Annotated in this window: 24 protein-coding genes, 1 other RNA gene and 1 pseudogene; 10 read left to right on the top strand and 16 right to left on the bottom strand. The window is 41.5% G+C overall.

Annotated features, from left to right (window positions below; genetic code table 11):
- Window positions 1-139 precede the first annotated feature (139 nt).
- The gene (locus tag VB740_RS20325; protein ID WP_323201721.1) at window positions 140-1,858 is read right to left on the bottom strand and encodes a diflavin flavoprotein; all 1,719 of its coding nucleotides are present in this window, start codon (window positions 1,856-1,858) and stop codon (window positions 140-142) included.
- 868 nt (window positions 1,859-2,726) lie between these two features.
- On the opposite strand from VB740_RS20325, the gene VB740_RS20320 reads away from it, so the two are divergent.
- On the top strand, window positions 2,727-3,182 hold the full coding sequence (locus VB740_RS20320) for a helix-turn-helix domain-containing protein (protein ID WP_323201720.1): 456 nt from the start codon (window positions 2,727-2,729) through the stop codon (window positions 3,180-3,182).
- 129 nt (window positions 3,183-3,311) lie between these two features.
- Here VB740_RS20320 and ssrA read toward each other — a convergent pair.
- The 11 genes from ssrA to VB740_RS20265 form a co-directional block, all read right to left on the bottom strand.
- Window positions 3,312-3,704, bottom strand: a transfer-messenger RNA (tmRNA) gene (gene ssrA, locus VB740_RS20315).
- A 66-nt stretch (window positions 3,705-3,770) separates the two neighbouring features.
- Window positions 3,771-4,535 (bottom strand): class I SAM-dependent methyltransferase, encoded by a 765-nt coding sequence (locus VB740_RS20310; RefSeq protein ID WP_323201719.1) that lies wholly within the window; start codon window positions 4,533-4,535, stop codon window positions 3,771-3,773.
- Window positions 4,536-4,638: 103 nt separating this feature from the next.
- Entirely contained in the window at window positions 4,639-5,586 is a 948-nt protein-coding gene (locus VB740_RS20305) for a F0F1 ATP synthase subunit gamma (protein WP_323201718.1), read from the bottom strand.
- Between the two features lie 95 nt (window positions 5,587-5,681).
- Window positions 5,682-7,202 carry a F0F1 ATP synthase subunit alpha gene (gene atpA / locus VB740_RS20300; protein WP_323201717.1) on the bottom strand — a complete coding sequence of 507 codons (1,521 nt, stop codon included), beginning with the start codon at window positions 7,200-7,202 and terminating at the stop codon, window positions 5,682-5,684.
- A gap of 190 nt (window positions 7,203-7,392) precedes the next feature.
- On the bottom strand, window positions 7,393-7,947 hold the full coding sequence (atpH, locus tag VB740_RS20295; RefSeq protein WP_323201716.1) for an ATP synthase F1 subunit delta: 555 nt from the start codon (window positions 7,945-7,947) through the stop codon (window positions 7,393-7,395).
- Window positions 7,944-8,516 (bottom strand): F0F1 ATP synthase subunit B, encoded by a 573-nt coding sequence (locus tag VB740_RS20290; protein WP_323201715.1) that lies wholly within the window; start codon window positions 8,514-8,516, stop codon window positions 7,944-7,946. Before VB740_RS20290 ends, atpH begins: the two co-directional genes overlap by 4 nt.
- A 193-nt stretch (window positions 8,517-8,709) precedes the next feature.
- The gene (locus VB740_RS20285) at window positions 8,710-9,141 is read right to left on the bottom strand and encodes a F0F1 ATP synthase subunit B' (RefSeq protein ID WP_100899338.1); all 432 of its coding nucleotides are present in this window, start codon (window positions 9,139-9,141) and stop codon (window positions 8,710-8,712) included.
- Window positions 9,142-9,478: 337 nt separating this feature from the next.
- Entirely contained in the window at window positions 9,479-9,724 is a 246-nt protein-coding gene (gene atpE, locus VB740_RS20280) for an ATP synthase F0 subunit C (RefSeq protein ID WP_012411162.1), read from the bottom strand.
- Window positions 9,725-9,873: 149 nt separating this feature from the next.
- Window positions 9,874-10,635: a F0F1 ATP synthase subunit A gene (gene atpB, locus VB740_RS20275; RefSeq protein ID WP_181984851.1), complete on the bottom strand. Its 762-nt coding sequence runs from the start codon at window positions 10,633-10,635 to the stop codon at window positions 9,874-9,876.
- Between the two features lie 61 nt (window positions 10,636-10,696).
- On the bottom strand, window positions 10,697-11,137 hold the full coding sequence (locus VB740_RS20270) for an ATP synthase subunit I (RefSeq protein WP_118167295.1): 441 nt from the start codon (window positions 11,135-11,137) through the stop codon (window positions 10,697-10,699).
- Window positions 11,138-11,686: 549 nt separating this feature from the next.
- Window positions 11,687-12,868, bottom strand: coding sequence for a class I SAM-dependent methyltransferase (locus tag VB740_RS20265; RefSeq protein WP_323201733.1), 1,182 nt, complete (start codon window positions 12,866-12,868; stop codon window positions 11,687-11,689).
- Window positions 12,869-12,941: 73 nt separating this feature from the next.
- Between VB740_RS20265 and VB740_RS20260 the strand changes: the two genes are divergently transcribed.
- Both VB740_RS20260 and VB740_RS20255 read left to right on the top strand, forming a co-directional pair.
- Window positions 12,942-14,237, top strand: a complete 1,296-nt coding sequence (locus VB740_RS20260) for an LlaJI family restriction endonuclease (RefSeq protein ID WP_323201714.1) — start codon at window positions 12,942-12,944, stop codon at window positions 14,235-14,237.
- Entirely contained in the window at window positions 14,234-14,752 is a 519-nt protein-coding gene (locus tag VB740_RS20255; protein WP_323201713.1) for a hypothetical protein, read from the top strand. The genes VB740_RS20260 and VB740_RS20255 overlap by 4 nt, the downstream gene beginning before the upstream one ends.
- A gap of 92 nt (window positions 14,753-14,844) precedes the next feature.
- Here the strand turns inward: VB740_RS20255 and VB740_RS20250 are convergent, their stop codons facing one another.
- Both VB740_RS20250 and VB740_RS20245 read right to left on the bottom strand, forming a co-directional pair.
- Entirely contained in the window at window positions 14,845-15,267 is a 423-nt protein-coding gene (locus VB740_RS20250) for a type II toxin-antitoxin system VapC family toxin (protein ID WP_323201712.1), read from the bottom strand.
- Entirely contained in the window at window positions 15,264-15,638 is a 375-nt protein-coding gene (locus VB740_RS20245; RefSeq protein ID WP_323201711.1) for a hypothetical protein, read from the bottom strand. The genes VB740_RS20250 and VB740_RS20245 overlap by 4 nt, the downstream gene beginning before the upstream one ends.
- 108 nt (window positions 15,639-15,746) lie before the next feature.
- Between VB740_RS20245 and VB740_RS20240 the strand changes: the two genes are divergently transcribed.
- Window positions 15,747-16,517 carry a 2-phosphosulfolactate phosphatase gene (locus tag VB740_RS20240; protein ID WP_323201710.1) on the top strand — a complete coding sequence of 257 codons (771 nt, stop codon included), beginning with the start codon at window positions 15,747-15,749 and terminating at the stop codon, window positions 16,515-16,517.
- Here VB740_RS20240 and VB740_RS20235 read toward each other — a convergent pair whose 3' ends face one another.
- Complete coding sequence (locus VB740_RS20235; RefSeq protein WP_323201709.1) at window positions 16,518-17,048, bottom strand: hypothetical protein; 531 nt, start codon at window positions 17,046-17,048, stop codon at window positions 16,518-16,520.
- A 539-nt stretch (window positions 17,049-17,587) separates the two neighbouring features.
- Here VB740_RS20235 and VB740_RS20230 point away from each other — a divergent pair.
- The 4 genes and pseudogenes from VB740_RS20230 to VB740_RS20215 all read left to right on the top strand — a co-directional run.
- Window positions 17,588-20,851: pseudogene (locus VB740_RS20230) on the top strand (phycobilisome rod-core linker polypeptide); the annotation flags it as partial.
- 397 nt (window positions 20,852-21,248) lie between these two features.
- A complete protein-coding gene (apcA, locus tag VB740_RS20225) occupies window positions 21,249-21,734 on the top strand; it encodes an allophycocyanin subunit alpha (RefSeq protein ID WP_323201708.1) in 486 nt (161 codons plus the stop codon).
- A 65-nt stretch (window positions 21,735-21,799) separates the two neighbouring features.
- Window positions 21,800-22,288, top strand: a complete 489-nt coding sequence (gene apcB, locus VB740_RS20220) for an allophycocyanin subunit beta (RefSeq protein WP_100899351.1) — start codon at window positions 21,800-21,802, stop codon at window positions 22,286-22,288.
- A gap of 222 nt (window positions 22,289-22,510) precedes the next feature.
- Entirely contained in the window at window positions 22,511-22,717 is a 207-nt protein-coding gene (locus tag VB740_RS20215) for a phycobilisome linker polypeptide (RefSeq protein ID WP_190729938.1), read from the top strand.
- An 81-nt stretch (window positions 22,718-22,798) separates the two neighbouring features.
- On the opposite strand, the gene VB740_RS20210 is transcribed toward VB740_RS20215, so the two are convergent.
- The gene (locus VB740_RS20210) at window positions 22,799-23,815 is read right to left on the bottom strand and encodes a hypothetical protein (protein ID WP_323201707.1); all 1,017 of its coding nucleotides are present in this window, start codon (window positions 23,813-23,815) and stop codon (window positions 22,799-22,801) included.
- A gap of 475 nt (window positions 23,816-24,290) precedes the next feature.
- Here VB740_RS20210 and VB740_RS20205 point away from each other — a divergent pair, with 475 nt between their 5' ends.
- Window positions 24,291-25,061 carry a class I SAM-dependent methyltransferase gene (locus VB740_RS20205; RefSeq protein ID WP_323201706.1) on the top strand — a complete coding sequence of 257 codons (771 nt, stop codon included), beginning with the start codon at window positions 24,291-24,293 and terminating at the stop codon, window positions 25,059-25,061.
- Window positions 25,058-25,792, top strand: coding sequence for an iron-containing redox enzyme family protein (locus tag VB740_RS20200; RefSeq protein ID WP_323201705.1), 735 nt, complete (start codon window positions 25,058-25,060; stop codon window positions 25,790-25,792). Before VB740_RS20205 ends, VB740_RS20200 begins: the two co-directional genes overlap by 4 nt.
- The last annotated feature ends 105 nt before the right edge of the window (window positions 25,793-25,897 follow it).

Genomic DNA, 25,897 nt, shown 5'->3' with positions numbered 1-25,897 from the left:
GGAATCGGGAATCGGGAATCGGGAATCGAGAATGGAGAATGGGAAATGAGCAAAGACTTGTACAAGTTCTTCTCTGCTCATAAGCTCCCCTGCGTATTTATTCCCTACTCCCTACTCCCCACTCCCCATTCCCTATTTCTTAGTAGTAATTTCCTACTTTGCGATGGCGAACGGCTGTCAATCCATCGTTTTTGGAGACACGACCTTCTTGGACGGTGCAATATAAAATCCAGTGGTCGCTGCATTCCATGCTGCTTTGGATTTCACATTCTATGTATGCCAGAGCATCAGTTAGAATTGGGGAACCGTTTTTCGCGGTTTGAGTTTTTACCCCAGCAAAGCGGTCAGCACCAGGATGCAAGCGCTTGAGGAAGTGTTTTTTGAGTTCTTGATAATTGCCTTCTTCCAAAACGTTGAGGACGAAGCGATCGCCTACTTGCATTAAGGAATCAATGGCGCGGTCTTTGGCAACGGCAATTGTTAATCCCAAGGGTTGCAAACTCGCTTGCGTTACCCAGGATGCCAGCATTGCACTTGAGACATCATCTTTTTTAGTAGTGACTATATATAGTCCACTGCTAATCCGACCTAATGCCTTTTCCATGTTGACATCAAGGGACTTGATTTGCTTGATGTTGCGATCGCGCACCAGCAATTGTCCGATGTCTTTACCCGCTTCTTCACACAACTGGAATGTAGATGCGTTGGGAACTTCTTTAATCCGAATGGGTGGGAAAGCTTCTTTGATGCCAGAGTCAAGAAATTGTCTGCGGAGTGTATCAATGGGTTCATCATCCCCACCGTAACATTCAAACAGCCCAATCAATTGCTTGTTCTTGGCGACAGCTAGCACTGAACTGATGCTAGCTTGGGCGGCGGCGGAAGTAGTCGGGGGCATACCAATAATAATGCCAGATGCTCTCCCGGCTAGTTCTTGAATTTCTTGGCTCTCAGCAGTACTCAGATCCAGTACTTCTACGCCAATGCCAGTTTTTAGTATACCTTCGGCAATTGCGTGACCAAGGCGTTCGCCGTACCCGTAATCTGAAACAAAAAACAAGCCAACTGTTGTTTCTGCTTTAGCTTGCTTTTGGCTCCAATTTTCGTAGCACCCGGTTAAAACATCTAAATGATGGTATAATAGCGGCCCGTGACCGTTAGCGATAATATTAATCTTCCCAAGATCACCCATCCGCTTCATTGCATTCAGCAGCGAACGAGCGTTAGGGCCCATCAAGCAGTCGTAGTAAAATCTAAAGTCAGCTTCGATCGCCTCTAAATCTTCATCAAAGGTGCGATCGTCACAAAAATGCATCCCAAAAGCATCACAGGTGTAGAGAATTTGGGTTTTGCGGTCAAAGCTAAAGATTGTATCCGGCCAGTGCAGGTTAGGCGCACTCACGAATTCCATTTCGTGTCCCTTACCTATATCTATGCGATCGCCGGTTTTGACAACTCGCTTAGAAAATGGATCGTGGACTAAGCCTTCTAAAAACTGAAGCGCAACTTTTGAGGCTAAAACGGTAGCTCTAGGAGCTAACTGAAGAACATCTTCCACCAAGCCGCTATGGTCTGGCTCTGTGTGGCTGACAATTATGTAATCAATTGTTTTAGGGTTAACAAGACCTTTTAGAGTCTCTAAATACAGATCACGAAACTTCTGGTGAGAAGTATCGATCAAAACTGTTTGTTCACCCCTAATTAGATATGAATTGTAGGTTGTGCCGTTTTGCAGTCCGAATTCGATATCGAAGCGATCGCGATCCCAATCAAGAGAGCGAATCGCCGTTGTATTAGGGGCAATTTCTACAGTTTGTATAGTTAGCCGATGTTGAACGTTCTCTGCGATCGCTACCATTATTCGTCTCCGAGCGCAAATTAACAGGTTTTTCTTCTGCCCCCATTGTCCCTATTATTTTTTTTTTAAGTTGTAATGAATATCAGTTTTTGCAAAAATTATCTTGTATCAATTATTACTGTTTATTGGCAAGAAATTTAACTCAAAAAATCTACTTAATATTAATTTATTACTCTATCTTTACTGAGTTTTTAATTATGCTGTTTATTTGTTCTTGTTTTAATTTATAAATATCATGCTCATCATATTAGTTGATGATAAAAAGATAAAAAAATAATCATATATCTAAGATAATCCAAATTGAATACCTAAAAAAAAAGTAGGAAAAGTAGGAAAAGTGGGAAAAGTAAGAAAAATTAGGCAACTTTTTTACATATTTGAAATATGTATCAAATAAGCTGTTAATGCTGTTGTTCAAATAGGTATTACAAATATTCTTGTCTGAACCAAGAATATTTACGCGTAAAATATAAATTTTATGTAAAGCTAAAGAAACAGATGTGTTTTTACAGATAATCAAAGTAAAGTGTCTGAAACGAGACGAATAAAAAGAACCAAGGCTGTATATCTTTTTGTGCTCGGTCAAGTAGAAACTAGCGTAAAAATCATTTTTAAAGTTTCGATGAAAGACCGTAAAAATACGAATAATCTAATAATTTTAGTGATACAGTTTTATTATTATTGACCTTAGGCATTAATCAAGACAACGCCAAGAAATTATTTTCATCTAGCCATAAGGCTAGAATTCTGCATACTTAATACTTGTTATTCAGTTAAAGATATATTACTGGATATATGCCGTAGGAAGTATAGAGGCGTGAATAGACATAACAATGCCAAAAATTGACTATGTGAAAGGTTATCGTTTATGGGATGCCGATTGAAAGTCTTTCTTAATGAAGAAGAAAAGCTGACATTAGAAGAGTTAAGAAAAGCCAAAGATGTTCCTCAGCGTACCAAGGATCGTGCTCAAGTTTTACTGCTGAATGCTCGCGGCTTAAAAAATGAGCATATTGCTAAAGGTTTGAACTGGGCAATTTCAACAGTACGTCAAACCCTTCATCGTTGGGAAAAAATGGGTTTAGCAGGCCTATGGGATGCTCCTGGTCGAGGGGGAAAACCCCGATATTCGGAATCAGATTTGCTTTATCTAGAAAATTGTTTGGCTCAAGAACCCAAAACTTATAACTCTAAGCAGTTAGCAAAAAAACTGGCATCTGAGCGTCAAGTAAACTTGAGTGCAGATCGATTACGACGGGTACTTAAAAAAAGGGGAAGGAGATTTGGAAGCACACGCAAACAACCCCAGGAACAGAATAATTAACCCGAATCGACAAACCTCTCCCAAACCTGAACGAAAGTTCAAGTCTGGGAGTGGGAGAGCAATGGTTTTGCGTAATAAAACAAAATCCACCTAAACATTAAACTGTTTGGTGGACTTGTTATTTATTTTTAGTGGATCCGAGCAGAGTCGAACTGCTGTCCAAATTGGGTATTGACCCCCCGCTCATTCACAGGTTTAGCCTTTCTGACCCTCAAGGCGGGAATCGTTCATTATCCCGAACGTAGGATGCTCTGATTTAATCTTAGCTAACAAGCCAACCAGAGAACGCTTGCTAGAGCATCCGTTGGGGGTTGGTCTTCAGTCCTTAACGGAGTCAAACTAAAGACGCTCGAACCTGTAAGAGGTTTTTAGGCAGCTGCTACTAGAGCAGGCTTACGAGCAAAGCTAACGATGTTATTCGCATTTACTTTTTGTTTGAGCCTTTGATTTGCGAGAGGAGACTCACTCTCGACCTGAATCACAGAGCAGCGTTCGCCAACCTGTCGAAACCGTGACGGACCCATGCGCTTCATACTTCAATTATAATACTCAATTTTGGAAATGTGTTACTGACAAAAAATTTTTGTTTCATGCCAGTACTGCTGAGAAACACAGGGTATCTTTATAGGAGCTTGGCTGTAGACCATCAGTGTAGTTGGCGCATAAGGTGATGTCTTGGTAGCCATTTTCTCGTAAACACATAATAAACTCGTCACGTCCAAACCAATGTAGAGGAAAATTTTGTAATTCTGTGGCAACAAGTTTGCCCTCTTTCCACTTTTCGTAGCGAATCACAGTCGTATTCAGTTGATTTAGCCAGTCTATCCGAGATGTGGATTGCAAGAGGATTGTTGATCCATCAGGGCAGTTGATTGGCGAGCGCTGCTTAAGAAGATTCTCTGTCTTAAAATCTTCAATAGGTAATTCCAAATCGATAAAGATTCGCCCTTGTGGTTCCAGGTGTCGAGCAAAAGCTTGCAATGCAGCCACAGCAGCAGTTCGCTTTTCTAGCAGCATGAACGAGCCGAAAGAAACTGCAATCGCACTAAATTTACCAGGAATGTCCAGATTTTCTACACAACCTTGATGCAGAACAGGATTTAAATTTCTATCAGTACAATGTTTTCTACAAGCAGCCAGCATATCCGTTGAACTATCAATACCCTCAACATTGATACCAGCTTCTAGCAGTGGGATAAGTAGTCGTCCCGTCCCAACCATCGCCTCCAAAATTCTGCCACCAATTGAAGAAAGATGTCTGATGTAGTATGGAATATCTGGGTAATCTCCATCAAGGGGCTTGGTTATTTCATAAAACTCAGTACATAATGGCCCATATGCCGTCAATGTCATCTATAAAAAGTCCCAAATACTAAAAATAGCCAATTGCTAATTATTTTAAGATTAGCAATTGGCTAAATGTTACAATGCACTACAAATAAATAATTAGTATATCTTAAGTTAGTGCTTCAGCACCGCCTACAACCTCAAGAAGTTCTTGGGTAATTGCAGCTTGTCGGGCTTTGTTGTAAGACAGGGTGAGAGTATTGATCAATTCACCAGCATTTTCACTGGCATTACTCATGGCTGTCATCCGCGCAGCTAGTTCACTAGCCGCTGATTCTTGGAGCGCTCGCAATAGTTGGTTACTCAGATACAGGGGCAATAGAGAATCAAGAATCTGCACTGGATCTTGCTCAAAAATCATATCAGGAGCCAACGGGCGGACTTGGCTAGCCACTTTTTCGCGTTCTACTTCAAATTTACCACCACGGGTTGTCAAGCGGAAGATTTCGTCATCCCCTGCTTCTAGACCTTGCGGATCGAGGGGCAGTAAGGTTTGTATCACAGGACGGGAGCTAACCAAGGAAAGGAATCTGGTATAGATTAATTCGATGCGGTCAACTTCTTCGGAAAGGAACAAGGAAAGTAGTTGATCGGCAATCTGGTTGGCTTCGGCTGCGGTAGGAATTTGCTCTAAGCCGCTGTAGGTAGCATCGATGGGCTGATCGCGGCGTTGAAAGTACTGCGTAGATTTGCGTCCGACGAGCACAAATTTATAGTTTAAACCTTCTGCCGTAATTTCCTTGGCGCGGTTCTCTGCACGACGGATAACGTTATTATTGTAGCCGCCGCATAAACCGCGATCGCCTGAAATTACCAACAACCCGACTGACTTAACTTCTCTTTTTTTCAGCAGTGGCAGGTTTGCTTCTTCAAAGCGCAAACGGCTTTGTAAACCATACAATACTTGTGCCAAGCGATCGGCAAAGGGGCGAGTCGCTAGCACTTGTTCTTGCGCCCGGCGCACTCTAGCCGCAGCTACGAGACGCATGGCTTCTGTAATTTTTTTGGTGTTTTTGACCGACTGAATGCGATCGCGTATTGCTTTTAGATTGGCCATATTCTTGTCCTTAGTCCTTAGTCATTTGTCATTTGTCCTTTGTCACTAGTCATTAGTTATTTACCAATGACTAATGACTAATGACTGATGACTAATTACGCTGCTGCTTTGAAGGTCTTCTTGTATTCGGTAAGTGCTTCTTTCAAGGCAGCTTCTTCTGCATCACCTAGTGCTTTGGAGCTTCTTACTCCTTCGGCATACTGGGTTTTACCAGTCTTTAAGTACTCCCGCAGACCTTGGGTAAAGGTTGTGACTTTATCAACAGGTACATCATCTAAGTAGCCATTGATACCAGCGTAAAGAATTGCTACTTGCTCGTATACCGAGAGTGGCGAATTTTGTGGCTGCTTGAGGAGTTCGCGTAAGCGTTGACCCCGTGCCAACTGGTCTTGAGTGGCTTTATCTAAGTCAGAAGCAAATTGTGCGAAGGCTTGCAAGTCGTCAAATTGGGCTAGTTCCAATTTAATCTTACCGGCAACTTTTTTCATTGCCTTGGTTTGCGCCGCAGAACCCACGCGGGATACAGAAATACCTGGGTTCACAGCTGGACGAATACCAGCGTTGAACAAGTCAGAAGATAGGAATATCTGACCATCGGTAATAGAAATTACGTTGGTGGGGATGTATGCTGAAACGTCACCAGCTTGGGTTTCGATGATTGGTAGGGCGGTCATACTGCCTTTACCTAATTCATCACTCAGCTTTGCGGCTCTTTCTAATAAGCGGGAGTGAATGTAGAATACATCTCCGGGGTAAGCTTCGCGTCCGGGTGGGCGACGTAGCAACAGTGACATTTGGCGATAAGCTTGGGCTTGTTTGGAAAGATCATCATAAATTACCAGGGTAGCTTTGCCTTTGTACATAAAGTACTCAGCAATAGTTGCGCCTGTGTAAGGAGCTAGGTATTGTAATGTTGCTGGTTCACTCGCACTAGCTGCAACGACGATGGTGTAATCCATTGCGCCTTTTTCTTGCAATGTCTGCACCACGTTAGCTACGGTGGAAGCCTTTTGACCGATCGCAACGTATACACAAATTACATCTTCTTCTTTTTGGTTGATGATTGTGTCGATTGCGATCGCAGTTTTACCGGTTTGGCGATCGCCAATAATCAATTCCCGTTGTCCACGACCGATGGGAATCATTGAGTCAATAGCTGTAATCCCAGTTTGCATGGGTTCGTGTACTGACCGACGAGCAATGATACCAGGTGCTGGAGATTCAATCAAACGGCTTTCTGAGGATTTGATGTCTCCCTTACCATCGATGGGGCGACCCAAAGCGTCTACAACTCTTCCAATTAAAGCTTCTCCTACTGGAATCTGAGCAATTCTACCAGTAGCGGTTACAGAGCTACCTTCTTGAATTTCTAGCCCTTCACCCATAAGCACCGCGCCCACGTTGTCTTCTTCTAAGTTCTGGGCGATACCAATTGTGCCATCTTCAAATTCTAAGAGTTCCCCAGCCATAGCCTTTTCCAGACCATAAATCCGGGCAATACCGTCACCTACTTGTAGGACAGTACCAACGTTAGCAACTTTGACCTCTTGATCGTATTGCTCGATTTGTTGTTGGATAATGCTGCTAATTTCGTCAGGTCTAATTGATATGCTCATGTGTCTATCTTGTTTGCTTTCGAGACGGGAAAATTCAATAGTTAGGAGTGATGAGTTAAGAGTGATGAGTTAAGAGCGATGAGTTAAAAAAGCAAAGGTTAAAAGTTAAAAGTCAAAATAAATTATTGTTTACTTAACTCCTAACTCCTAACTTTTAACTCCTAACTCCTAACTTCTAACTCCTAACTTTCTAGCTGTTAGTTAAGCGCAATGAAAGGCGACGCAATTGACCCCGGATACTGGCATCAATTACCTGCGAACCTACTTTAATGATCACACCACCAATTAACTCGCTGTCTACCCTGGTTTCTAGTTCTACCTGGCGAGCATTACTGATGGCAATAACCTTTTGGATGATTGCCTGCTGTTGAGCTTCTGTGAGGGGAACGGCTGAAATTACTTCCGCTAATACGGTTTGATTCAGCTGCCGCAACAGCGCCAGATATTGTTGAAAAATAGATTCCAAGAATGCAATGCGGCGTTTGTCTACTAATATCAACAAAAAGTTGCGTAAGTAGGGGTTAGAGCCTTCACCGAGTATTTGTTTGATGAGAGCTTTTTTGTTCTCAGCCTGAATAAATGGGTTGCTGAAGAAGTTGTGTAGCTGTTTGTCTGCTCTGAGCAGTCCCAGGAAAGTACGCGCATCTTCCCCGAACTCTTCTGTCAAATTTTTCGATTGCGCTATTGACAAAAGTGCCTGTGCGTAAGGTTGGGCTACTTCGGCTGCCGCTACCTGACTTGTCATACATTGCCTCCCAGTTGTGCGATGCTGCGATCAATTAAACCTTGTTGAGCATCGTCAGCAATCCCGCCTTTGAGTTGTGATTCGACTTTCTGCAATGCTAGTGTAGCAACTCGTTGCCGTAGTTGAGCGATCGCTCGCTCTGTTTCGGTGTTTAAATCTGCTGCTGCTGTTTGTTTCAAGCGTTCTACGTCTTGCGCTGCCTTCGCTAACAAGGCTTCTTTCGTCTTTTGAGCGTTTTCTACGGCCGATTGGCGAATACGTTCTGCTTCTGCTTGAGATTGCTTCAACTGCTCTTGCGCTTGGGAAAGGGCAGTCTTTGCCTCTTTTAAGCGCCCTTCTGCTTCCTGAATTGCGGTGGCAATATTGGATTGTCGCTCGTTCAGGATATTGCTTAAAACTTTACGTCCGAAGTAGAATAGTATGCCAACCAGAATCGCTAGATTGATCAGATTGGTTTCAAAAATGTCTAGGTTTAGACCGAAACCACCTTCTCCTGCGCCTTCTGCCAATTCAGAGTGAACAGCGTTCGCTTCTGCGGCAAGTAATAAGAATGTCCCCATGATACCCATTTACAAGTGCGCTGCTCGCTTGCTAATACGTTGTATTTTTCCCAAGGGAAGGAAATTTAAGTATCTTTTCCCTGTAAGGAAATTAAGTATCTTTCCCCAGAAGGGAAAAAGTGCCTTTTTTTGACACTTAAATTTTGCGCTCTGGACTAGGGCCCAGCTGCGCGTATGCTTTCACAGAGCCAGTTTAGTTAGCTTATCTAACTGGAGTTGGCCCCAATAGTTTTTCTAGAATCTGCCTGCTTAGAGCATCAACTTGTTGCTCTAAGGTGCGAAAAGCTTCTTGCTTTTGTTGTTCTATTTCAACAGAAGCTTGTTCTCGTTGAGACTGAGCTTCTTTTTGGGCTTCAGCGATTTTCTCGGCAGTAATTTTCTTAGCTTCAAGTTGAGCTGCTTCTACGGTAGCTTGCGATTGTCTGCGAGCGTCTGCGAGTTGTTGCTCATATTCGGTAGCCAAGCGTTCGGCTTTAGCCAAGCTCTCTTTCGCCTCAAGGGTATTCGTTCGGATATAACTATCGCGATCGTCTAGTACCTTGGTCAGTGGCTTATAGAAAATTGCATTCAACAAAGCTGCTAATAGCAGGAATTGCAATGCCATGAAGGGCAAGGTAGCATCGAAATCAAACATTTGTCTCCTCTTTGGCTGGAGTAGCAGTTTTCATGGCTAGCAACATCATCCAACCTTTCATATTTTAGAGACCCATAGCCAACAAGGGTCAAGTAATTTTGGATTTTAGATTTGCAATTTTGGATTAACACTAACCCAAGGTTATGTTCTTCTGGGCGTTTTAGATTGATGATTTGAGATTTGCTCCACCAATCAGCTTCGGCACATGTACCGAAAACTCTTGATAATCCAAAATCCAAAATCTAAAATCACATTAGTAATGACTAAATACCTAAAACCTCTTAGATTGTAGAGGCGTGATGATTCACGTCTCCACACTCACAAAAATTCTCAGGTATTAACCGAAAGGATTAGCAAACAGCAATACCAGGGCAATTACTAGGCCATAGATAGTCAAGGATTCCATGAATGCCAAGGTTAATAGCAGAGTACCGCGAATTTTTCCTTCTGCTTCAGGTTGACGAGCAATACCTTCTACTGCTTGTCCAGCAGCGTTACCTTGACCAATACCAGGGCCAATTGCAGCTAAACCAATCGCTAAAGCAGCAGCGAGAACTGAAGCAGCCTGAACTAATGGATCCATGTTGATTTTCCTTGCTTTGATTACAAAACTAACAGAAGTACGTTAACGATTAGAGACGTGGTTTTCACGCTGCACATGAGTTCATTTGATCGCGCTTTGCGATGTTTTGAGCGAATATGCTCTTGGAACTGTGCTATCAACTGAGAAGTTTAATGCTCCTCATGTTCATCTCCGCCATGTCCCTCCATTGCCTCATGAATGTATGCTCCGGCTAGGGTGGCGAAAACCAGAGCTTGAATGGCACTGGTAAATAAACCCAAGGCCATTACAGGCAGAGGTACAAATAGAGGAACTAGCAGTACCAAAACCGCGACTACCAACTCATCCGCCAAAATATTACCAAATAGCCGGAAACTTAGGGAGAGGGGCTTGGTGAAATCTTCTAGAATTGCGATCGGCAACAAAACGGGTGTTGGCTCTATATATTTCTTAAAGTAGCCTAAACCCCGTTTGCTAAAACCTGCGTAAAAGTACGCTAAGGAAGTTAGCAATGCCAATGCAACAGTCGTATTGATGTCATTGGTGGGAGCTGCCAATTCACCCGAAGGTAGCCTGATGAGCTTCCAGGGAATTAGTGCGCCTGACCAGTTCGATACGAAAATAAACAAGAACAATGTGCCAATAAATGGCACCCAAGGGCGGTACTCTTTCTCACCAAGTTGGTTTTTTGCCAAATCACGAATAAATTCTAAGGCATATTCCATCAAATTCTGGATGCCCTTGGGAATTCTTTGTGCGTTTCGAGTAGCAGCTATTGAAGCCACTACTAGAATACTAATCACAAACCATGAGGTGAGAAAAACTTGCCCATGAATTTTAAGATTGCCCAACTGCCAATAGAAATGATGACCTACTTCTAATGCGGCGAGGGGAAAAGAATTAAAGGCGTTTAAGACACTAAGCATTTGCATTCTTCAAGCTTTTTCCCCAACGAGCGAGGATGGGATTACTATCTTTAGTGAGCCTGACTTTTTAAGAATCAGGAATGAACGCAATTTGCACCATATAGACGAGGAGCGTGGCTTTGTAAGTTAGAAATCCCAAAAAAATGGGCAGAATCTGTAGCTCACGCCATTGAGTTGCCACGATCATCACTCCAATAAACAGAGCAAAACGAGTTTTGCTCAGACTGGTTTTTTCACTACCAAGCTGCTCAACGTCTCTAGCCAACATTTTTAAGTAAACCACACCTGTACACGCCCCAATTAAATAATTTAGGGCAATGTTTAAGGAATAAAAAATCCACACAGAGATAAAAATAACCCCCGTCAAGACAAGCGTGATTACCAATAATCGCTGGAAGAGTTGATGGAACTCTTGCATGGAGTTACCTGATTCTGTGTCTCCAGAACCAGTTTTAGCATCTTGTTGCGTTGTCGGAGTGGGCGCAATTGATTCGTCTGACAAGCTCACGGGACTTGAAACCAGTACAGTTAAATATGATGACTGCACATTCAGTCAGCTGAATCATATCACGATCCGGTAACAATACTTTAGGAAAAAACAATTAACTTCTTGTCAACGTTACATAGTCAGTAAGATCGCGCTCACAGAAGCGAGAGAGCGCCTGATGATGTGAGAGAGCGAGGGATTGAATAATCAATAATTGTTGCCTGAAAATTCAAAATTTCTTCCAATTCCAGTTTTTTTTAAGTGAATAATTCTCCTCCAAAGTCGTTACATAACATCTTGCTGTTTGAATTAAGTCGGTGTCAATAAAATCAACTGGTGCTTGAGGAGCGTATGAACGTGTCGCAAATCAAAAATCGTAGAGTAGCGGCAAGTCATTAAACATCGCACCACTGCTGAATTTCAGAAAACTTCAACTTTTAAGATATCAAATACCCGTTTCTTGGGCACTTTCCTAATTTACATTAATTTGCCAAAATTGGTGATGGGCGATCGCTCCTCAGGACGAGTATAAATTGACAAATCTTAACTTAGTATCAACGTGAAGTGTAATTAAACAGGTGTCAATAAAATCAACTGCTGCTGAAGAAGCGTTCTTACCCCATCCAATCCCAGTTGCACACCTGCTAAAATATCTGCCACTGTTGAATTAGCATCACATTTTTGCATAAATTCAAACTCTGCTACAGATAAATTAACAATCTGGTAATCGTAATTAAAGAAACATTGGCTGGGAAATCCTTCAAGACAAGGATTAAGTTCGGGAATGGCTGCCAGTAGGGCGTTATCGTCTGACCAGTCGGACTTAATTAAGGGAGGACGACCAAGGAAAAATTCGTAATGAGTTACTTCTGGATCTAGTAATTCTATCAGGCGGTAAACCTGGCGATCGCTCAAATCTTTTGCCCGTTCTACTAACTCTGGTGCTTTACCTAAAAGTCTCTGCAAATCCCAGAAACTCGGATTCGAGAAACCAATAAACTCCAATCCCGAAGCATCTATTAATTCAAACAGCGTCTCAGTGTTGTAGTCAATTTCCTGGGGATGTACGTACATATCCGCAAAGTTTTCATCTTTGTGGTTTTCTAATGACCAACGCTGTTTATCGTATTTGACAATTCGGTTATTTTCTGGTAGTGAAGCAAATATTTGTCGTCCGACTTGGACACCATCGCGGTAGTCGCCTTTTTTGTCACCTTGAAGAAGTGCGATCGCTTTTTGCATGAGTTGAATTTCCCAGCGTCCCAACTCCCCATACACAAAAATGTGCATTAACCCACCTTGGGCTAACTTTTTCGCCAAAGCTTGAATACCACGAATGGGATCGGAGGTATGATGCAAAACACCAACACAGTTGATTAAATCAAACTCACCCGGTAACTGTTCCACATCAAACAAGCTGAGGTGATGAAATTCAACGCGGGTTGCCCCTGAACGCTGACAACGTTCTTTTGCTACATCCAAAGCGCCAGTACTGAGGTCAATTCCCACAACAGAAGCTTGAGGATTAAGGTGAACTAAGTACTCTGTACTCACACCAGTGCCGCAACCTGCATCTAAAATCCGAATATCTTGCCTTTGGGGTTTTTGACCTGTGCAGAAGTTATGAGCGGCTAGCCAATTCCAGCGCCAGTTGTAGCCTGGGGGTGGTTCATCCAACAAAGCTTCTGGCGGAAAGGGGTAGGTATTGTAGAGTTTGGCAACAGCAGCACTAACAGTTTGGGAATCGGACATGATGACTAAATTTTGGGGCAATCTGAGTTTATCGAATATTTGTTGCTCATAGCTAAGAAGTTTTACCACCTGTTTGCAAGAAGAGGAAGGAGATGGTTGTATACTCTACAGTAAGATTAAAATGATTGAGCGAGTTCTGGAAGCCTACGATGAATTGGCAATCAACTCAATTCAAAAGAAACTTAGACGTAGTGATGAAATCGACTATTCTAAAATTGACAAATACCTTGATCGTGCTATCTATCTAAATGACGATGTAATTTATGTTGAATGGATGGATCTGCCGCGTTCGACGCTACGCTATGAAAGTACTGACCTTGTAAATTTGTATTGCTATATTCTGGATGAGATTATAGAACAGTTAAATAGCGATGTGCCAGATAACATTAAAGAACGCATTCAAGATATACGCTTTCTTTCTCAACGTTTTAAGGAAGATTATCTTACTAGCAACCAATCGATTTTTGGGAAAGATACCTTTGAAGAGACTATTAGTATTCTCAAAGAAGCGCTAGATAAAATAGATAAAAATACTTACTACAAGGATGCTGACTATTGGGGAATTTACGAAGCTATTGAAATATTTCTCTACGGTGAGATAAATCCTGAGCAAGGTGATGGTGAATTCTGGGGAGTGCATGGATTTTCCCTGATTTGGGAGGATATGTGCAACACTTATTTCTTTAAAGAACACCGCGACGAAATTTGCTATGCGGATACAGACATACCTCTGAAAGGGTATCAGAACTCAAAAAGAGAAGGAGAAGATAAAGATCGAGTCGGAAATCGCAAAGCTAATGGTGGAACTGCATACTGGAATCAATGGGTTTACTGTAAAACCTTGAAAATTTCCAATAATTCAGGGAAAGTCGCACAAAAAACAGAAAAATTTGAATGGGACGAACTGTTTTGTATTGAATTTGATTTAAATGAGAGAAAATTCAATTTATCATCTAGATCGAATGAGATTGAGAAACTAAGTGAAATTAAAATACTACGGCGTTTTATCCGCCCTGATTTAGTTTTAGAAGGTAAGACTACAACAGAAAACTATAATTTTCAAGAGGGTAAAACTATAAAAATAATTGATTATAAAAATGTACCACTGGAGTTTTATAAGAATAAACAACTGTCTCCAAAGTCAGCCAAAAAATATAGAGATGATCTAGTTAAACAACTTACATACGAATATGCTCTACAGAAAACACATAATATTTCTGCAAATGAGTTTTTTATTCCCTATTATTATGACGTAGTACCATCTGAACCATTGGGTGAATTAGAACCAGAGCTAAACCTTAAAGGTATAACAGTCTTTAGGGCAAACTTCTCTTTAATACAAACTATTTATTTAGAAGATAAATTATGAATTTGAAGCAAAATATAATTGGTACTTGTTCAGTAGATGAAGACTTTGAGAGCGCTTACGTTCCGTTTATTTCATTTGCTAACGATGGGCAAAAGAAGGCTATAGAGAATTATATGTTTACGCAAGTAGATGAATTTTTTCAAAAAATATATCCTGCTGGTGTCATCCGAACTCAATTATCGTATTCAAAACTTATTACAGAAGAAGATTTTAAAGATTTCAACAAAGTAAAAATAAGCTATTTTTATGAAAACTTATTTTATGACTTAGAACGAGGCTCTAATGGTAAATTAGAATTAAAAATTAAATGGAGCATAACTTTTGATGAAAGATGCACTCCAATTCAACTAGCAAATCTTTCTCCAAATTACCGTGGGTATGAACATAAACTGTCTTCTAAAGACGTGAAAAGTCGAAAATACGGTGTTATAGAAATTAATAAAATACCAGTATTTTACTATATTTACTTTACGATTAAAGAAATATTAGATGTAGCTAAACAAATAAAAACATAATTGAAATTTTATCTATAATCATCAGATAAAGGAATTGCCATTATGATGGAACATTTATCACCAGGAAAAGGAGGTCGTCATCGGCAAACAATTTAAGATATAGTCCAATCTTCTAAACGCAAATTAGGAACTCTCTCAAAGTCTTTCCGGTTGCGGGTTACTAAAATCCCATTCACTGACAATGTAATTGCCGCAATGCGTAAATCTTGAGTACCAATGCGGATTCTTTGACGAATCAAGTCTTCGTAACAATTAATAGCATACTCGTCAAATGCTAGCGATCGGACATTTTTGAAAAATTCTAAAGTAGCCTGTAGTTTTGTGTAAGCTAATAGCAATGCATCAGATGAAGAAGCCTTTCTGATTACATTAAACCTCCCACGCAGTTGTTCTTCAACTGTAATTATTTTTATGGCAATGTCTTCAGAATTTACTGCATTAATACGCTGTGTAACAACTGGATGCATCTGTTGAAAAAGTGAGACGTGATCCGTATCAAGTATCCATAAAGTCACTTAGTTTCATCCTCTGCATCAAGTTGCCGATAATATCCCTCCATTTGTGCGTCAAGTTCACGACGATCAGCTTCTATATATGCCAGCATCTCGTCAAATTGAGGATCATCCTTAAACATACCCGCAAATTTCATCCAAGGATGTTCGGTTTGGGGAGGTTCAATTTCCAAAGTTACTATTTCTGGTTCTCGTTCTTGTAAAAGTTTAATTAGTTTCTCTAGTGCTTCTTTTTTAGTCACACCAAAGCCTTTAAAATCTGGCAAGCCTAGCACTGTCGCACTAACTCCACCATCTGGTTGATTTTCAATCAGCACATCATAATTTAACTTGGGTGCAATATTGTTAGGATAAGTTTTAACAGTTAAGTTCATAATATTTCCAACCTGAAAGTTTTATATTGATTATAACTGCTGACCTACTTACTGTTTTGTGATGACTACAAACCTTTAGGAATTTACACTGCCTTACTTAATATATGGTTGATTCTTATCATATTGTCTTTTGCGATCGCACCAATGATTTACAACCAATCAGAGTTTAATTTACGCTGTGAATGGGGGCCACAAGGTGTTGCTCAACTCGCTCCCATCAGTGATGTAGTTGTAATAGTTGACGTTCTTTCTTTTTCTACTTGTGTAGAAATTGCCACCAACAACGGCGCAATCATTTTTCCTTACGCATATAAAGATGAATCAGCTATAGATTATGCCAAGTCAGTGCAAGCAGAGTTGGCAAGTCATAGACAACGTTGGACTACAACAGGATATTCCCTTTCGCCAAAATCGGTAGCTCAAATTCCTGCTGGAACTAGACTAGTTTTACCTTCACCTAATGGTTCTTTTCTGACTTTACATACAGGGAATACACCAACTTTGGCTGGTTGCTTGCGAAATTGCCAAGCTGTAGCGCAGTTTGCTCAAAAGTATGGTGATAAAATCGCTGTAATTCCTGCCGGTGAAAGATGGAAAGAAGATGGTAGCCTCCGCCCTGCATTTGAAGATTTAATTGGTGCTGGGGCAATTCTTAGTTATTTACACGGCAGTTTATCACCAGAAGCTGAAGTTGCTGTGACAACATTTCAGGCTTTTCAGCAGGATTTATTGGGGTACTTGAAAAAATGCAGTTCGGCTAAAGAGTTGATTGAAAAAGGTTTTGAGTCAGATGTTGAACTGTCCCCCGCCTACAATGTTAGTGATTGCGTGCCTTTGCTTACTGATAATGCTTATGTAAACTCTAGACTACAAACTTAATCAAAGGTCGCATTGATTAGTTTGGCAATACTTTGCATTATTTATAAATTCTTGCAAATTTCTCAAGGGAATTATCTGAAATGATGACCCCCCCTGCACCTCAGCCATGATGTAAGCAAATTTTTGCCCGCGATAATACTGGTCACGCCCAACTTTGCTTACATACCGGGACTTCTGAAAGTCATTAGCAATATTAGAATTATAAATATTTTGTAACAATTTCACTGCTTTGGCATTTTTTGTGGTGAATTTGATGCTTGAGTCACCACTCACGGTTATTCCTTCTTTGGTCACTGTTCCATTTTCTTCGGTGACATCAGCATAAAAGTATAATTTTCCTTTTGTTCCCTCGTAGCCGTGGGCTTCGCTGTTGTATCGCAAAGTTGGTAGTTGGGAGCGAGTCTTTGCCCACTTAACAACGGTGTTGATGTTTTGCTCTGGAAGCGCATTTGCAGGAGTGACAGCCAAAATAACTGCGATCGCAGACAGAGTAGCATTGAATAAATAGTTAAATTTACAACTTTTGTTCATAGTATTTTCCCTATATAGAATGCTGATAGCTAAAGCTTAATTCAACGAGATTGAGGAATTATTTGCCATCGGCGTTATTTATGAATATTTAACTTTCAGTAGCAAAAACAACTTAACATCGACTAATGACTACTGTCCACCGACATTACCGTAGGCAATTTGATTTCAACTAAAATTTTGTATAAGTTGTAATAATCAATAGGGTGGACACAGCCACAAATATCAAAATAAAGGTTTTCGGCATCAGTAGACCGTGCCTGACCTACCACTGAGTTACAAAACTTAAATTTTGTTTCAGCCAAACAAGGGTATGTACTCTTAAGACTGGATGCATCTAAACTACAGGTTCTACACACTTCTTAATAAACCAGCTTTGAGAACGCAAAACGTTTTAATCTAAAAGCTAACCGGGTTAATTTACTGGCAGTTTTGCAGGCAGTACTCTCAAGCTTATAAAGCACAGACACACCGATGTGTCAAGCCTCAAAGCGACCCAGACTTAACACATAAATGATTATGATGGGAGTTTTACAAATCCGATGAGTGTTAAGGCAAGTGGTGGAAGCTCAGTTGCGCGTCCGCAACTATATCAAACCCTAGCTGTAGCGACAATTACCCAAGCCGAGCAGCAAGACCGCTTTTTGGGAAGTGGTGAATTAGATGAACTGGCAAGCTATTTTGCGTCTGGTGCAAAGCGTCTAGAAATTTCCCAGACGCTGACGGATAATGCCGAGATTATTGTATCTCGCGCTGCCAACCGGATTTTTGTCGGTGGTTCGCCAATGGCTTTTTTAGAAAAGCCCAGAGAAGCGGAACTAGTAACTGCTGGTGGTGGTGGTGCTAATGTTCAACAAGGGATGCAACTAGGAACTGTAACCTACGTTGAAAGTCGTGGTGGGTTCCTAGAAAATCTACGATCAATATTTAACTCATCCCCCAGTGGCCCGACACCTCCAGGTTTCAGACCAATTAACATTGCTCGATATGGCCCAAGCAATATGGCCAAGAGCTTGCGGGATTTATCCTGGTTCTTGCGCTACGCTACTTATGCGATCGTTGCTGGCGACCCCAACATCATAGCGGTGAACACACGGGGTTTGCGGGAAATAATTGAAAATGCCTGCTCTGGTGAAGCAACGCTGGTAGCTTTGCAAGAAATCAAAGCCGGAGCGCTTTCCTTTTTCCGCAAAGATGCTGAGGCTACAGAAATTGTGTCTCAGTACATGGATGTTTTGCTAACAGAATTCAAAGCAGCCACACCTTCAACTAAAGTTCGCCAACGCCCCTCTAGCGACCAGCAAGGGTTGGAACTGCCGCAAATTTACTTTAATGCGGCAGAACGACGTCCCAAGTTTGTGATGAAAACTGGGTTATCAAGTAGCGAAAAAAATGAGGTAATCAAAGCGACCTATCGACAAATCTTTGAGCGCGATATTACTCGTGCTTATAGCTTGTCCATATCTGACCTAGAATCCAAGGTGAAAAATGGCGACATCTCCATGAAGGAGTTTGTTCGTCGTCTAGCTAAATCTCCCCTTTACCAAAAACAGTTTTACCAGCCTTTTATTAACAGCCGAGTCATTGAACTAGCTTTCCGTCACATTCTGGGACGGGGCCCAAGTAGCCGCGAAGAAGTACAAAAATACTTCTCGATTGTTTCTAACGGTGGTCTGCCAGCCTTAGTAGATGCCTTAGTAGATTCTGCTGAATACGGCGACTATTTTGGCGAAGAGACAGTACCTTACCTCCGGGGTCTTGGTCAAGAGGCACAAGAATGTCGCAACTGGGGACCGCAGCAAGACCTGTTTAACTACAGTGCGCCTTTCCGCAAGATACCTCAGTTTATAACCACATTTGCTGCTTACGAACAACCACTACCAGACCAACATCCCTATGGTTCTGGAAATGACCCCTTGGAAATTCAGTTTGGGGCGATTTTCCCGAAAGAAACTCGCAACCCCAGCACCAGTCCGGCTCCTTTTGGCAAGGATACCAAGCGCATCCTAATTCACCAAGGGGCAGGGATTAATAACCAAAATAGCAATCCCAAAGCGCGGGGTGAAGCTCCTGGTACCCTTGGTCCCAAGGTGTTCAAGTTAGATCAGCTGCCTGGTACTATTGGTAGAAAAGCTGAAAAAGGTTCTAGCGTCAGATTCTCTGAAAGCTCGACGCAAGCAGTGATTAAAGCTGCTTACCTACAAGTTTTCGGTCGCGATCTTTACGAAGGTCAGCGCCCGAAGGTATTGGAAATCAAGCTGGAAAACGGCGATATCTCTGTACGGGAGTTTATCCGTGCTTTGGCTAAGTCGGATGTATTCCGCAATCTGTACTGGACATCGCTCTATGTTTGTAAAGCGATTGAGTATATTCACCGCCGCTTGTTGGGTCGTCCAACTTATGGTCGTCAAGAACTCAACAAGTACTTTGACATTGCTGCCAAACAAGGCTTTTACGCGGTGGTTGATGCCATTATTGACAGCGTAGAATACACTGAAGCATTTGGTGAAGATACAATTCCTTATGAACGGTATCTGACTCCTGGTGGTGTATCAGGACGACAATTACGCGTTGGTAGCATTCGTGAAGATGTTGCGGCGAAAGTTCAGAAGGAAGTAACGCCAAGCTTTGTGACACTGGGTACAGTCACAGAAAAACGGTCAGAACCAGATGTTCAGTTCCGCGTTAACCAAGGTGTCAGCAAGCAACGCGAACAAACCAAAATCTTCAAGTTGGTGGCGAATAACAGTGACAAAGTTGCAGTGCAAACTTTGATTAGTGCTGCATATCGTCAGATTTTTGAGCGGGATATTGCACCATACATCGCCAAAAACGAATTTACAAAATGGGAAAGCAAGCTGGGGAATGGCGAAATTAGTGTTAAGGAGTTTATTGAAGGTTTGGGTTACTCGAACCTCTACCTGAAAGAATTCTACACACCTTACCCCAACACCAAGGTGATTGAGTTGGGAACCAAACACTTCTTGGGACGTGCGCCATTAGACCAGGCAGAAATCCGCAAGTATAACCAGATTTTGGCTACTCAAGGTATTCGTGCCTTTATTGCTGCTTTGGTAAATAGTGTGGAATATAACCAGGTATTTGGTGAAGATACGGTGCCTTACCGTCGCTTCCCAACTCTACCTGCGGCAAACTTCCCGAATACGGAGAGGCTGTACAATCAGCTTACCAAGCAAAACGATGACGTAGTTGTACCGAGCTTTAAGCCAGTGCAACCGCGTGTAGGAGTTAGCACCGATACATCGCTTTTGACCCAGGCGATCGCAGATATAGCAGCGCAAACAAATGGTCAGCCCTCATTTGCTGAACTGGGTCGTTCCTACAACGATGGGAGCGGACAATCTGTGGAAGTATCTGTGCGTAAACATGCACGCATTTATCGTCTAACAGAAACCACAAACCAAGCTGAAAGACAACAGGCAATTAACGCCATTTACTGTCAAGTTTTGGATGTATTTAGCGGTGAGGTGCCTGATAATTTCCGCCGTACTGACCTAGACAACAAACTCCAGAATGGTGAAATTTCCGTGCGGGAGTTTGTCCGTCAACTAGCTAGTTCTGAAATCTATCGTCAGCGCTTCTTATCACCTTATCCTCATGCCAAGGTGATTGAGTTCCTCTTCCGTCATCTATTGGGGCGTACACCCGCAGATCAGGAAGAAATTCGCCAGTATAACAATCTGCTAGCTGATAGTGGTTTGTCGGCGACTGTAGAAGCAATAGTCGATAGCCCAGAATATAGCCGCTACTTCGGTGAAGATGTTGTACCTTACAACCGCTTCCCAATAGGGAATAGGGAATAGGGAATAGGGAATAGGGAATAGGGAATAGGGAATAGGGAACAGATTATTTACTGTACCCTGCCCCCTATCCCCTTCGTAACCTTTCGTAATATTGCTCTCAGATTGGGACTAAAATCGGGAATTCTGAAAAATAATATTACAAAGTGTTAAGAGCAGTCATAAATGCTCAACAGAATGCCGGAAAATGTTTTGCGGAAGGTAACTGAGTTTAAAAGCTTGTGTACTTGTGTTGACTCAAGAAAACTCGTAACTCATTAGCCGTAGCAGTGATTAAACTGTTGTATCTAAAAGAACGAGAAAACAAACTCAGTGAACCAAATTTAAAGTCGTACCAGTTTAATCAAATCCTGGTTTCATTCGTATTTGGAGGAATCCATTAATGAGTATCGTCACGAAAGCTATCGTGAATGCTGACGCAGAAGCTCGCTACCTCAGCCCTGGTGAATTGGATCGGATCAAATCTTTTGTTGCTAGTGGTGAGCGCCGTGTGCGGATTGCTCAAGTTTTGACAGAAAATCGTGAACGTCTGGTTAAGCAAGCTGGCGATCAACTGTTCCAAAAGCGTCCTGATGTTGTGTCTCCTGGTGGTAACGCTTACGGTCAAGAATTGACCGCTACTTGTCTGCGTGACCTAGATTATTACCTCCGCCTCGTTACCTACGGTATCGTTGCTGGTGATGTTACCCCCATCGAAGAGATTGGTGTTATCGGTGTCCGCGAAATGTACAAGTCCTTAGGAACTCCTATCGATGGTGTTGCTGAAGGTATTCGTGGACTGAAGAATGTAGCTACTACATTGATGTCTGGTGATGATGCTGCTGAAGCTGGTACTTACTTCGACTACTTAGTTGGTGCCCTGCTATAAGGTGATGCTGTTTCTCTGCCGAAACAGAAGTATTGCAATACGGTTGGAAATAAGGAATTAATAACATGGCTCAAGACGCAATTACCGCTGTCATTAACTCCGCAGACGTTCAAGGTAAATACCTAGACTCTTCTGCTTTACAAAAGCTAAAAGGCTACTTTGCCACTGGCGAACTGCGAGTCCGTGCTGCTAGCACCATTAGCGCTAACGCTGCTGCGATCGTTAAAGAAGCTGTAGCAAAATCTTTGCTATACTCTGACATCACCCGTCCCGGTGGCAACATGTACACCACCCGCCGCTATGCAGCTTGCATCCGTGATTTGGACTACTACCTCCGCTATGCCACCTACGCTATGTTAGCTGGCGATCCTTCCATTTTGGATGAGCGTGTATTAAATGGCTTGAAGGAAACCTACAACTCTTTAGGAGTTCCCGTCGGTGCTACTGTACAAGCTATCCAAGCAATCAAGGAAGTAACCGCCAGTTTGGTTGGTTCTGATGCTGGTAAGGAAATGGGCGTTTACTTAGACTATATCTCCTCTGGCTTAAGCTAAGAACTAGTTTGCGCTTAAGAATTTAGGTGCGGCTTTATTAAGGTCTGGAAATCAACCGTGAGTGCTAGAACGTTATATTGCTTATCTTGGTAAATTATCAGTGATGAGTGTTGGTGGTCTAGTATTGATGTTTGATTTCCAGCCTTTGAATGATTAAAAGATTTGCACTCAAGATTTTGAGATAAAAAAGTTTTCACAAGATATACAGGAGATTTTCAAAATATGTCCCGTTTGTTTAAAATTACTGCTCTAGTTCCCAGCCAAACCCGAATTCGTACCCAACGCGAACTCCAAAATACTTACTTCACTAAGTTAGTTCCCTATGAGAACTGGTTCCGTGAACAGCAACGCATTCAAAAAGCAGGCGGCACAATCATCAAGGTAGAACTAGCAACTGGTAAGCAAGGTACTAATGCTGGCTTGTCGTAATTACTGTAGATAAAACATTATTTTAGAGAATTGCTAAGAGGTCAGTAAAGACCTCTTTTTTATGGCTCGAATTTTTGCAAATCAACAATTGAACATATTTAAAAGGCGATACCCACGAGTGTAAAGTGGAACTGGAGCTTTAGGATTCTGTTTATTCTTAGTCTGTTCAACAGTTTCATCAAACACAATTAGCGTTTCCTTACCAACCTTCAGCCAGTCTTCGTAGGGCACACTCATATCTTCTTCAATACCACCAATACTAGGTGCTACCATCGCCCGGTAAGCTTCATTAAATTTTCGACGGAATCGGAAATCTACTGAAATTCTTAAACCTTCAGTTTTCCTTCTTACTGTTTGATGTAATCCACGGGCATCATTAAAATACATTGTGCCGTGTTGTAGTTGTGCTTCCGTGTAGGAGACAACCATCGGAATATCCCGACCTTCATCAAAGTCTGACATCACCTGCATAGCTTGTAGTTCCATCTCGCGGGGCATTTCACCCGCTTCGATGGTTATATTATCGATGTCGCCAAATAGTGGCAAAACCACTACAGTTGCATCGGCAGCAACACCTGCCCAGACATCGCTATGGCACTTTGAGCTAGCGAAGGGCAGACCCAACTTTTTTGCGTCAGTTTTGCCGTACACCATACGAAGATTTACTGGTAAATCCACTGCATCAATCAGGTCATTTGCTCCTAGTTGGTAGAAAGCCTCAGCTACACTCTTTTGAAAAAGGTTAAATGCGAGAGTATGTTCTCGCTTGGGCATTAAAAGACCAGTACCAGTATAGTTCGGCAAAGTATTTCTGGCTTCCAGTAGTCGTTCAAGCATTTCAGCTTCTGAAAGAATGAGAGGACTATTCAAACATGCTGAAATATAACCCGCAGCAGCAATTCTGATTTGCTGAAATAACTCAGGCTTTAATGTGTGTTCAAACAGTAGTCGGTACTGTCGCCTTGTAGCGATTTTATCAGCAAGCTCATCAAAGAAGCGATCGCCAAGCTCAGAAAATGCAATCGCACGTTCATATTTTAAGCGATCGCACACTCTTGATTCTGCTAATGGTTCTTGTAATAACATATCTTCCAGCATTATTCTAAATTATCTAAATAACTCATGTAACCAAAGCCATTTCGTTTCTCAAACGAATCTGACTATTACAAATTAGCAAGATTCTTATCTTTTTACTTCGTAAAATATACTGTTTTATTTCTCTAATTTATCTTGATTCAAAGAGTTGATTTTAACTTTATTAGTAAAGTATAGATGAACTTAAAGCTTATAAATAGAATATAAAGCTGTTATTAGCTAAGTAAGAAGGTAAGTTCATGAAATTAAATATTATTTAACTGTTTATATTTGAAGAAACTAACAAGTTAATAGGCTTCATAGTAGTTTTTCCTTGAAAAGGATAGTTTATAGACTCAAAATTCAAAAGCAAATCAAAATCGGTAAAAACAACATTATCAACATAACGTATTAATTGTTAGAACATATACATCAGGTATTTCAAATCAAACAAACTGATTAAGGCAAACATAAATCAAATATAAATAAATATTTAAAAATGCCAAATGTGAATCATAAAAACTCAACTAAAAACTTATATAATCGCACAGCATCAGAGTGGGTTAGAGGAGAACCTATTTCCCTATCAGACTTTACTGCTCGCCCTATAGTATTAGGGCTTTGTGAGCCTGTTGGTGGATTACGAGTACTTGATATAGGTTGTGGAGAAGGTTATTGCAGCCGAGAATTGCGCCGACGTGGTGCTGCACAAGTACATGGAATAGACCTTTCCCAAGGCATGATTGCAGCCGCAAAGTTGCAAGATGTAGAAGATGCTCTAGGCATTACCTATGAAGTAGGATGTGCTACCAATCTTAAGCAGTTTGATGATGGCGAAATTGACTTAGTTGTTGCAGTATTTTTATTTAACTATTTAACAATTGCTCAGACCCAAGAATGCATGTCAGAAGTTGCACGCATTCTTCGTCCGGGTGGTCGATTTGTCTTTAGCGTTCCCCATCCCTCTTTCCCATATATGCGGAAGGCAGCATATCCTTTTTATTTTCAAGTTGAAGGTACAGGCTACTTCAGCAAGCGAGACCAACAGTTTCCTGGTCGTATTTGGAAACGAGATGGCTCCTGGCTAAATGTCCAATTGATTCACAAAACTCTTGAGGATTACTTTAATGCTCTTAGAATTGCTGGCTTCAATACGATGCCCATTCTACAGGAATTGCGTGTGACTTCAGAACATATCGCAATAGATGAATCATTTTTTAGCCCCTTACTTGATCAACCACTCCATCTAGCCTTACAAATATCACGATGATACAGACACCTTCTTTAGTTAGAAATTCCTTCCGTGAAATAACGGTTAATCATCCTCTATGGAATCATGAGTTTTTAACTCGCTGTCGGGCTGGAAATTTATTTTTACCAGACGTACAGGTACTAGCTGTCCAGATGTACAAATTCTCCAAAGAATTTAATCGTATCTTAGCTAGCATCTTGTCTTGCTGCCAAGATGAAACTAGTCAGTTAGTCATCTTAGAAAACTTATTTGACGAAATGGGACAGGGAGATATAGCTCAATCCCACCCAGAATTGTTTCGTCAATTTACCCGCGCCCTTGGTATCCATGACGAAACTTTAGCAGCACTACCCACTACACCTGAAACTCGTGCCCTTATTGAAACCTACTTGCAGATGCCACATAAATATGGCTATTTAGCTGCACTCGGTGCTGTCTGTTATGCTTCCGAAGGGATTGTTAGCTCGCTGTACACGCAACTATACAAAGGAATTGTTGGCGCTACTCCTTTACCCAAAGAATCGCTGATCTTTTTTGAAGTCCATATTGATGTGGATGATAGCCACGCAGCGAAGCTAGCAGCAGTGATTGAACCTCAGATTACTATGAATGAAGAAGATATCAAAATAAAGCTGGCTATTGCAGAAGCTATGGATGCCCGGCTCCAATTTTTTAACGGAATTCAGCGTCAAGTCTCTAAATATAGTCTGTATCCTGATTCATGGCTGCCTTTTGATGAATTGCTGTAGTAGTCTGTGGCATTAATTTTGAGGGGTGAAAAAGTTCATAGACTTTAGTCTTAGATTTTTTAGCACTAAAGTCTTTACTATAAATCCTCAAAACTAGCTGGGTAA

The organism is Nostoc sp. UHCC 0251 (genome assembly GCF_034932245.1).
Taxonomy (GTDB): Bacteria; Cyanobacteriota; Cyanobacteriia; order Cyanobacteriales; family Nostocaceae; genus Nostoc.
The sequence above is the reverse complement of the archived record's forward strand: the minus strand, read 5'-3'. Positions and strand labels throughout refer to the sequence as shown.

Excerpts from the sequence above, each read along its gene's own strand:
- VB740_RS20325 (WP_323201721.1), bottom strand. The coding sequence starts at position 1,858 with ATGGTAGCGATCGCAGAGAACGTTCAACATCGGCTAACTATACAAACT.
- VB740_RS20320 (WP_323201720.1), top strand. The coding sequence starts at position 2,727 with ATGGGATGCCGATTGAAAGTCTTTCTTAATGAAGAAGAAAAGCTGACA.
- VB740_RS20310 (WP_323201719.1), bottom strand. The coding sequence starts at position 4,535 with ATGACATTGACGGCATATGGGCCATTATGTACTGAGTTTTATGAAATA.
- VB740_RS20305 (WP_323201718.1), bottom strand. The coding sequence starts at position 5,586 with ATGGCCAATCTAAAAGCAATACGCGATCGCATTCAGTCGGTCAAAAAC.
- atpA (WP_323201717.1), bottom strand. The coding sequence starts at position 7,202 with ATGAGCATATCAATTAGACCTGACGAAATTAGCAGCATTATCCAACAA.
- atpH (WP_323201716.1), bottom strand. The coding sequence starts at position 7,947 with ATGACAAGTCAGGTAGCGGCAGCCGAAGTAGCCCAACCTTACGCACAG.
- VB740_RS20290 (WP_323201715.1), bottom strand. The coding sequence starts at position 8,516 with ATGGGTATCATGGGGACATTCTTATTACTTGCCGCAGAAGCGAACGCT.
- VB740_RS20285 (WP_100899338.1), bottom strand. The coding sequence starts at position 9,141 with ATGTTTGATTTCGATGCTACCTTGCCCTTCATGGCATTGCAATTCCTG.
- atpE (WP_012411162.1), bottom strand. The coding sequence starts at position 9,724 with ATGGATCCATTAGTTCAGGCTGCTTCAGTTCTCGCTGCTGCTTTAGCG.
- atpB (WP_181984851.1), bottom strand. The coding sequence starts at position 10,635 with ATGCAAATGCTTAGTGTCTTAAACGCCTTTAATTCTTTTCCCCTCGCC.
- VB740_RS20265 (WP_323201733.1), bottom strand. The coding sequence starts at position 12,868 with ATGTCCGATTCCCAAACTGTTAGTGCTGCTGTTGCCAAACTCTACAAT.
- VB740_RS20255 (WP_323201713.1), top strand. The coding sequence starts at position 14,234 with ATGAATTTGAAGCAAAATATAATTGGTACTTGTTCAGTAGATGAAGAC.
- VB740_RS20245 (WP_323201711.1), bottom strand. The coding sequence starts at position 15,638 with ATGAACTTAACTGTTAAAACTTATCCTAACAATATTGCACCCAAGTTA.
- VB740_RS20235 (WP_323201709.1), bottom strand. The coding sequence starts at position 17,048 with ATGAACAAAAGTTGTAAATTTAACTATTTATTCAATGCTACTCTGTCT.
- apcA (WP_323201708.1), top strand. The coding sequence starts at position 21,249 with ATGAGTATCGTCACGAAAGCTATCGTGAATGCTGACGCAGAAGCTCGC.
- apcB (WP_100899351.1), top strand. The coding sequence starts at position 21,800 with ATGGCTCAAGACGCAATTACCGCTGTCATTAACTCCGCAGACGTTCAA.
- VB740_RS20215 (WP_190729938.1), top strand. The coding sequence starts at position 22,511 with ATGTCCCGTTTGTTTAAAATTACTGCTCTAGTTCCCAGCCAAACCCGA.
- VB740_RS20210 (WP_323201707.1), bottom strand. The coding sequence starts at position 23,815 with ATGCTGGAAGATATGTTATTACAAGAACCATTAGCAGAATCAAGAGTG.
- VB740_RS20205 (WP_323201706.1), top strand. The coding sequence starts at position 24,291 with ATGCCAAATGTGAATCATAAAAACTCAACTAAAAACTTATATAATCGC.
- VB740_RS20200 (WP_323201705.1), top strand. The coding sequence starts at position 25,058 with ATGATACAGACACCTTCTTTAGTTAGAAATTCCTTCCGTGAAATAACG.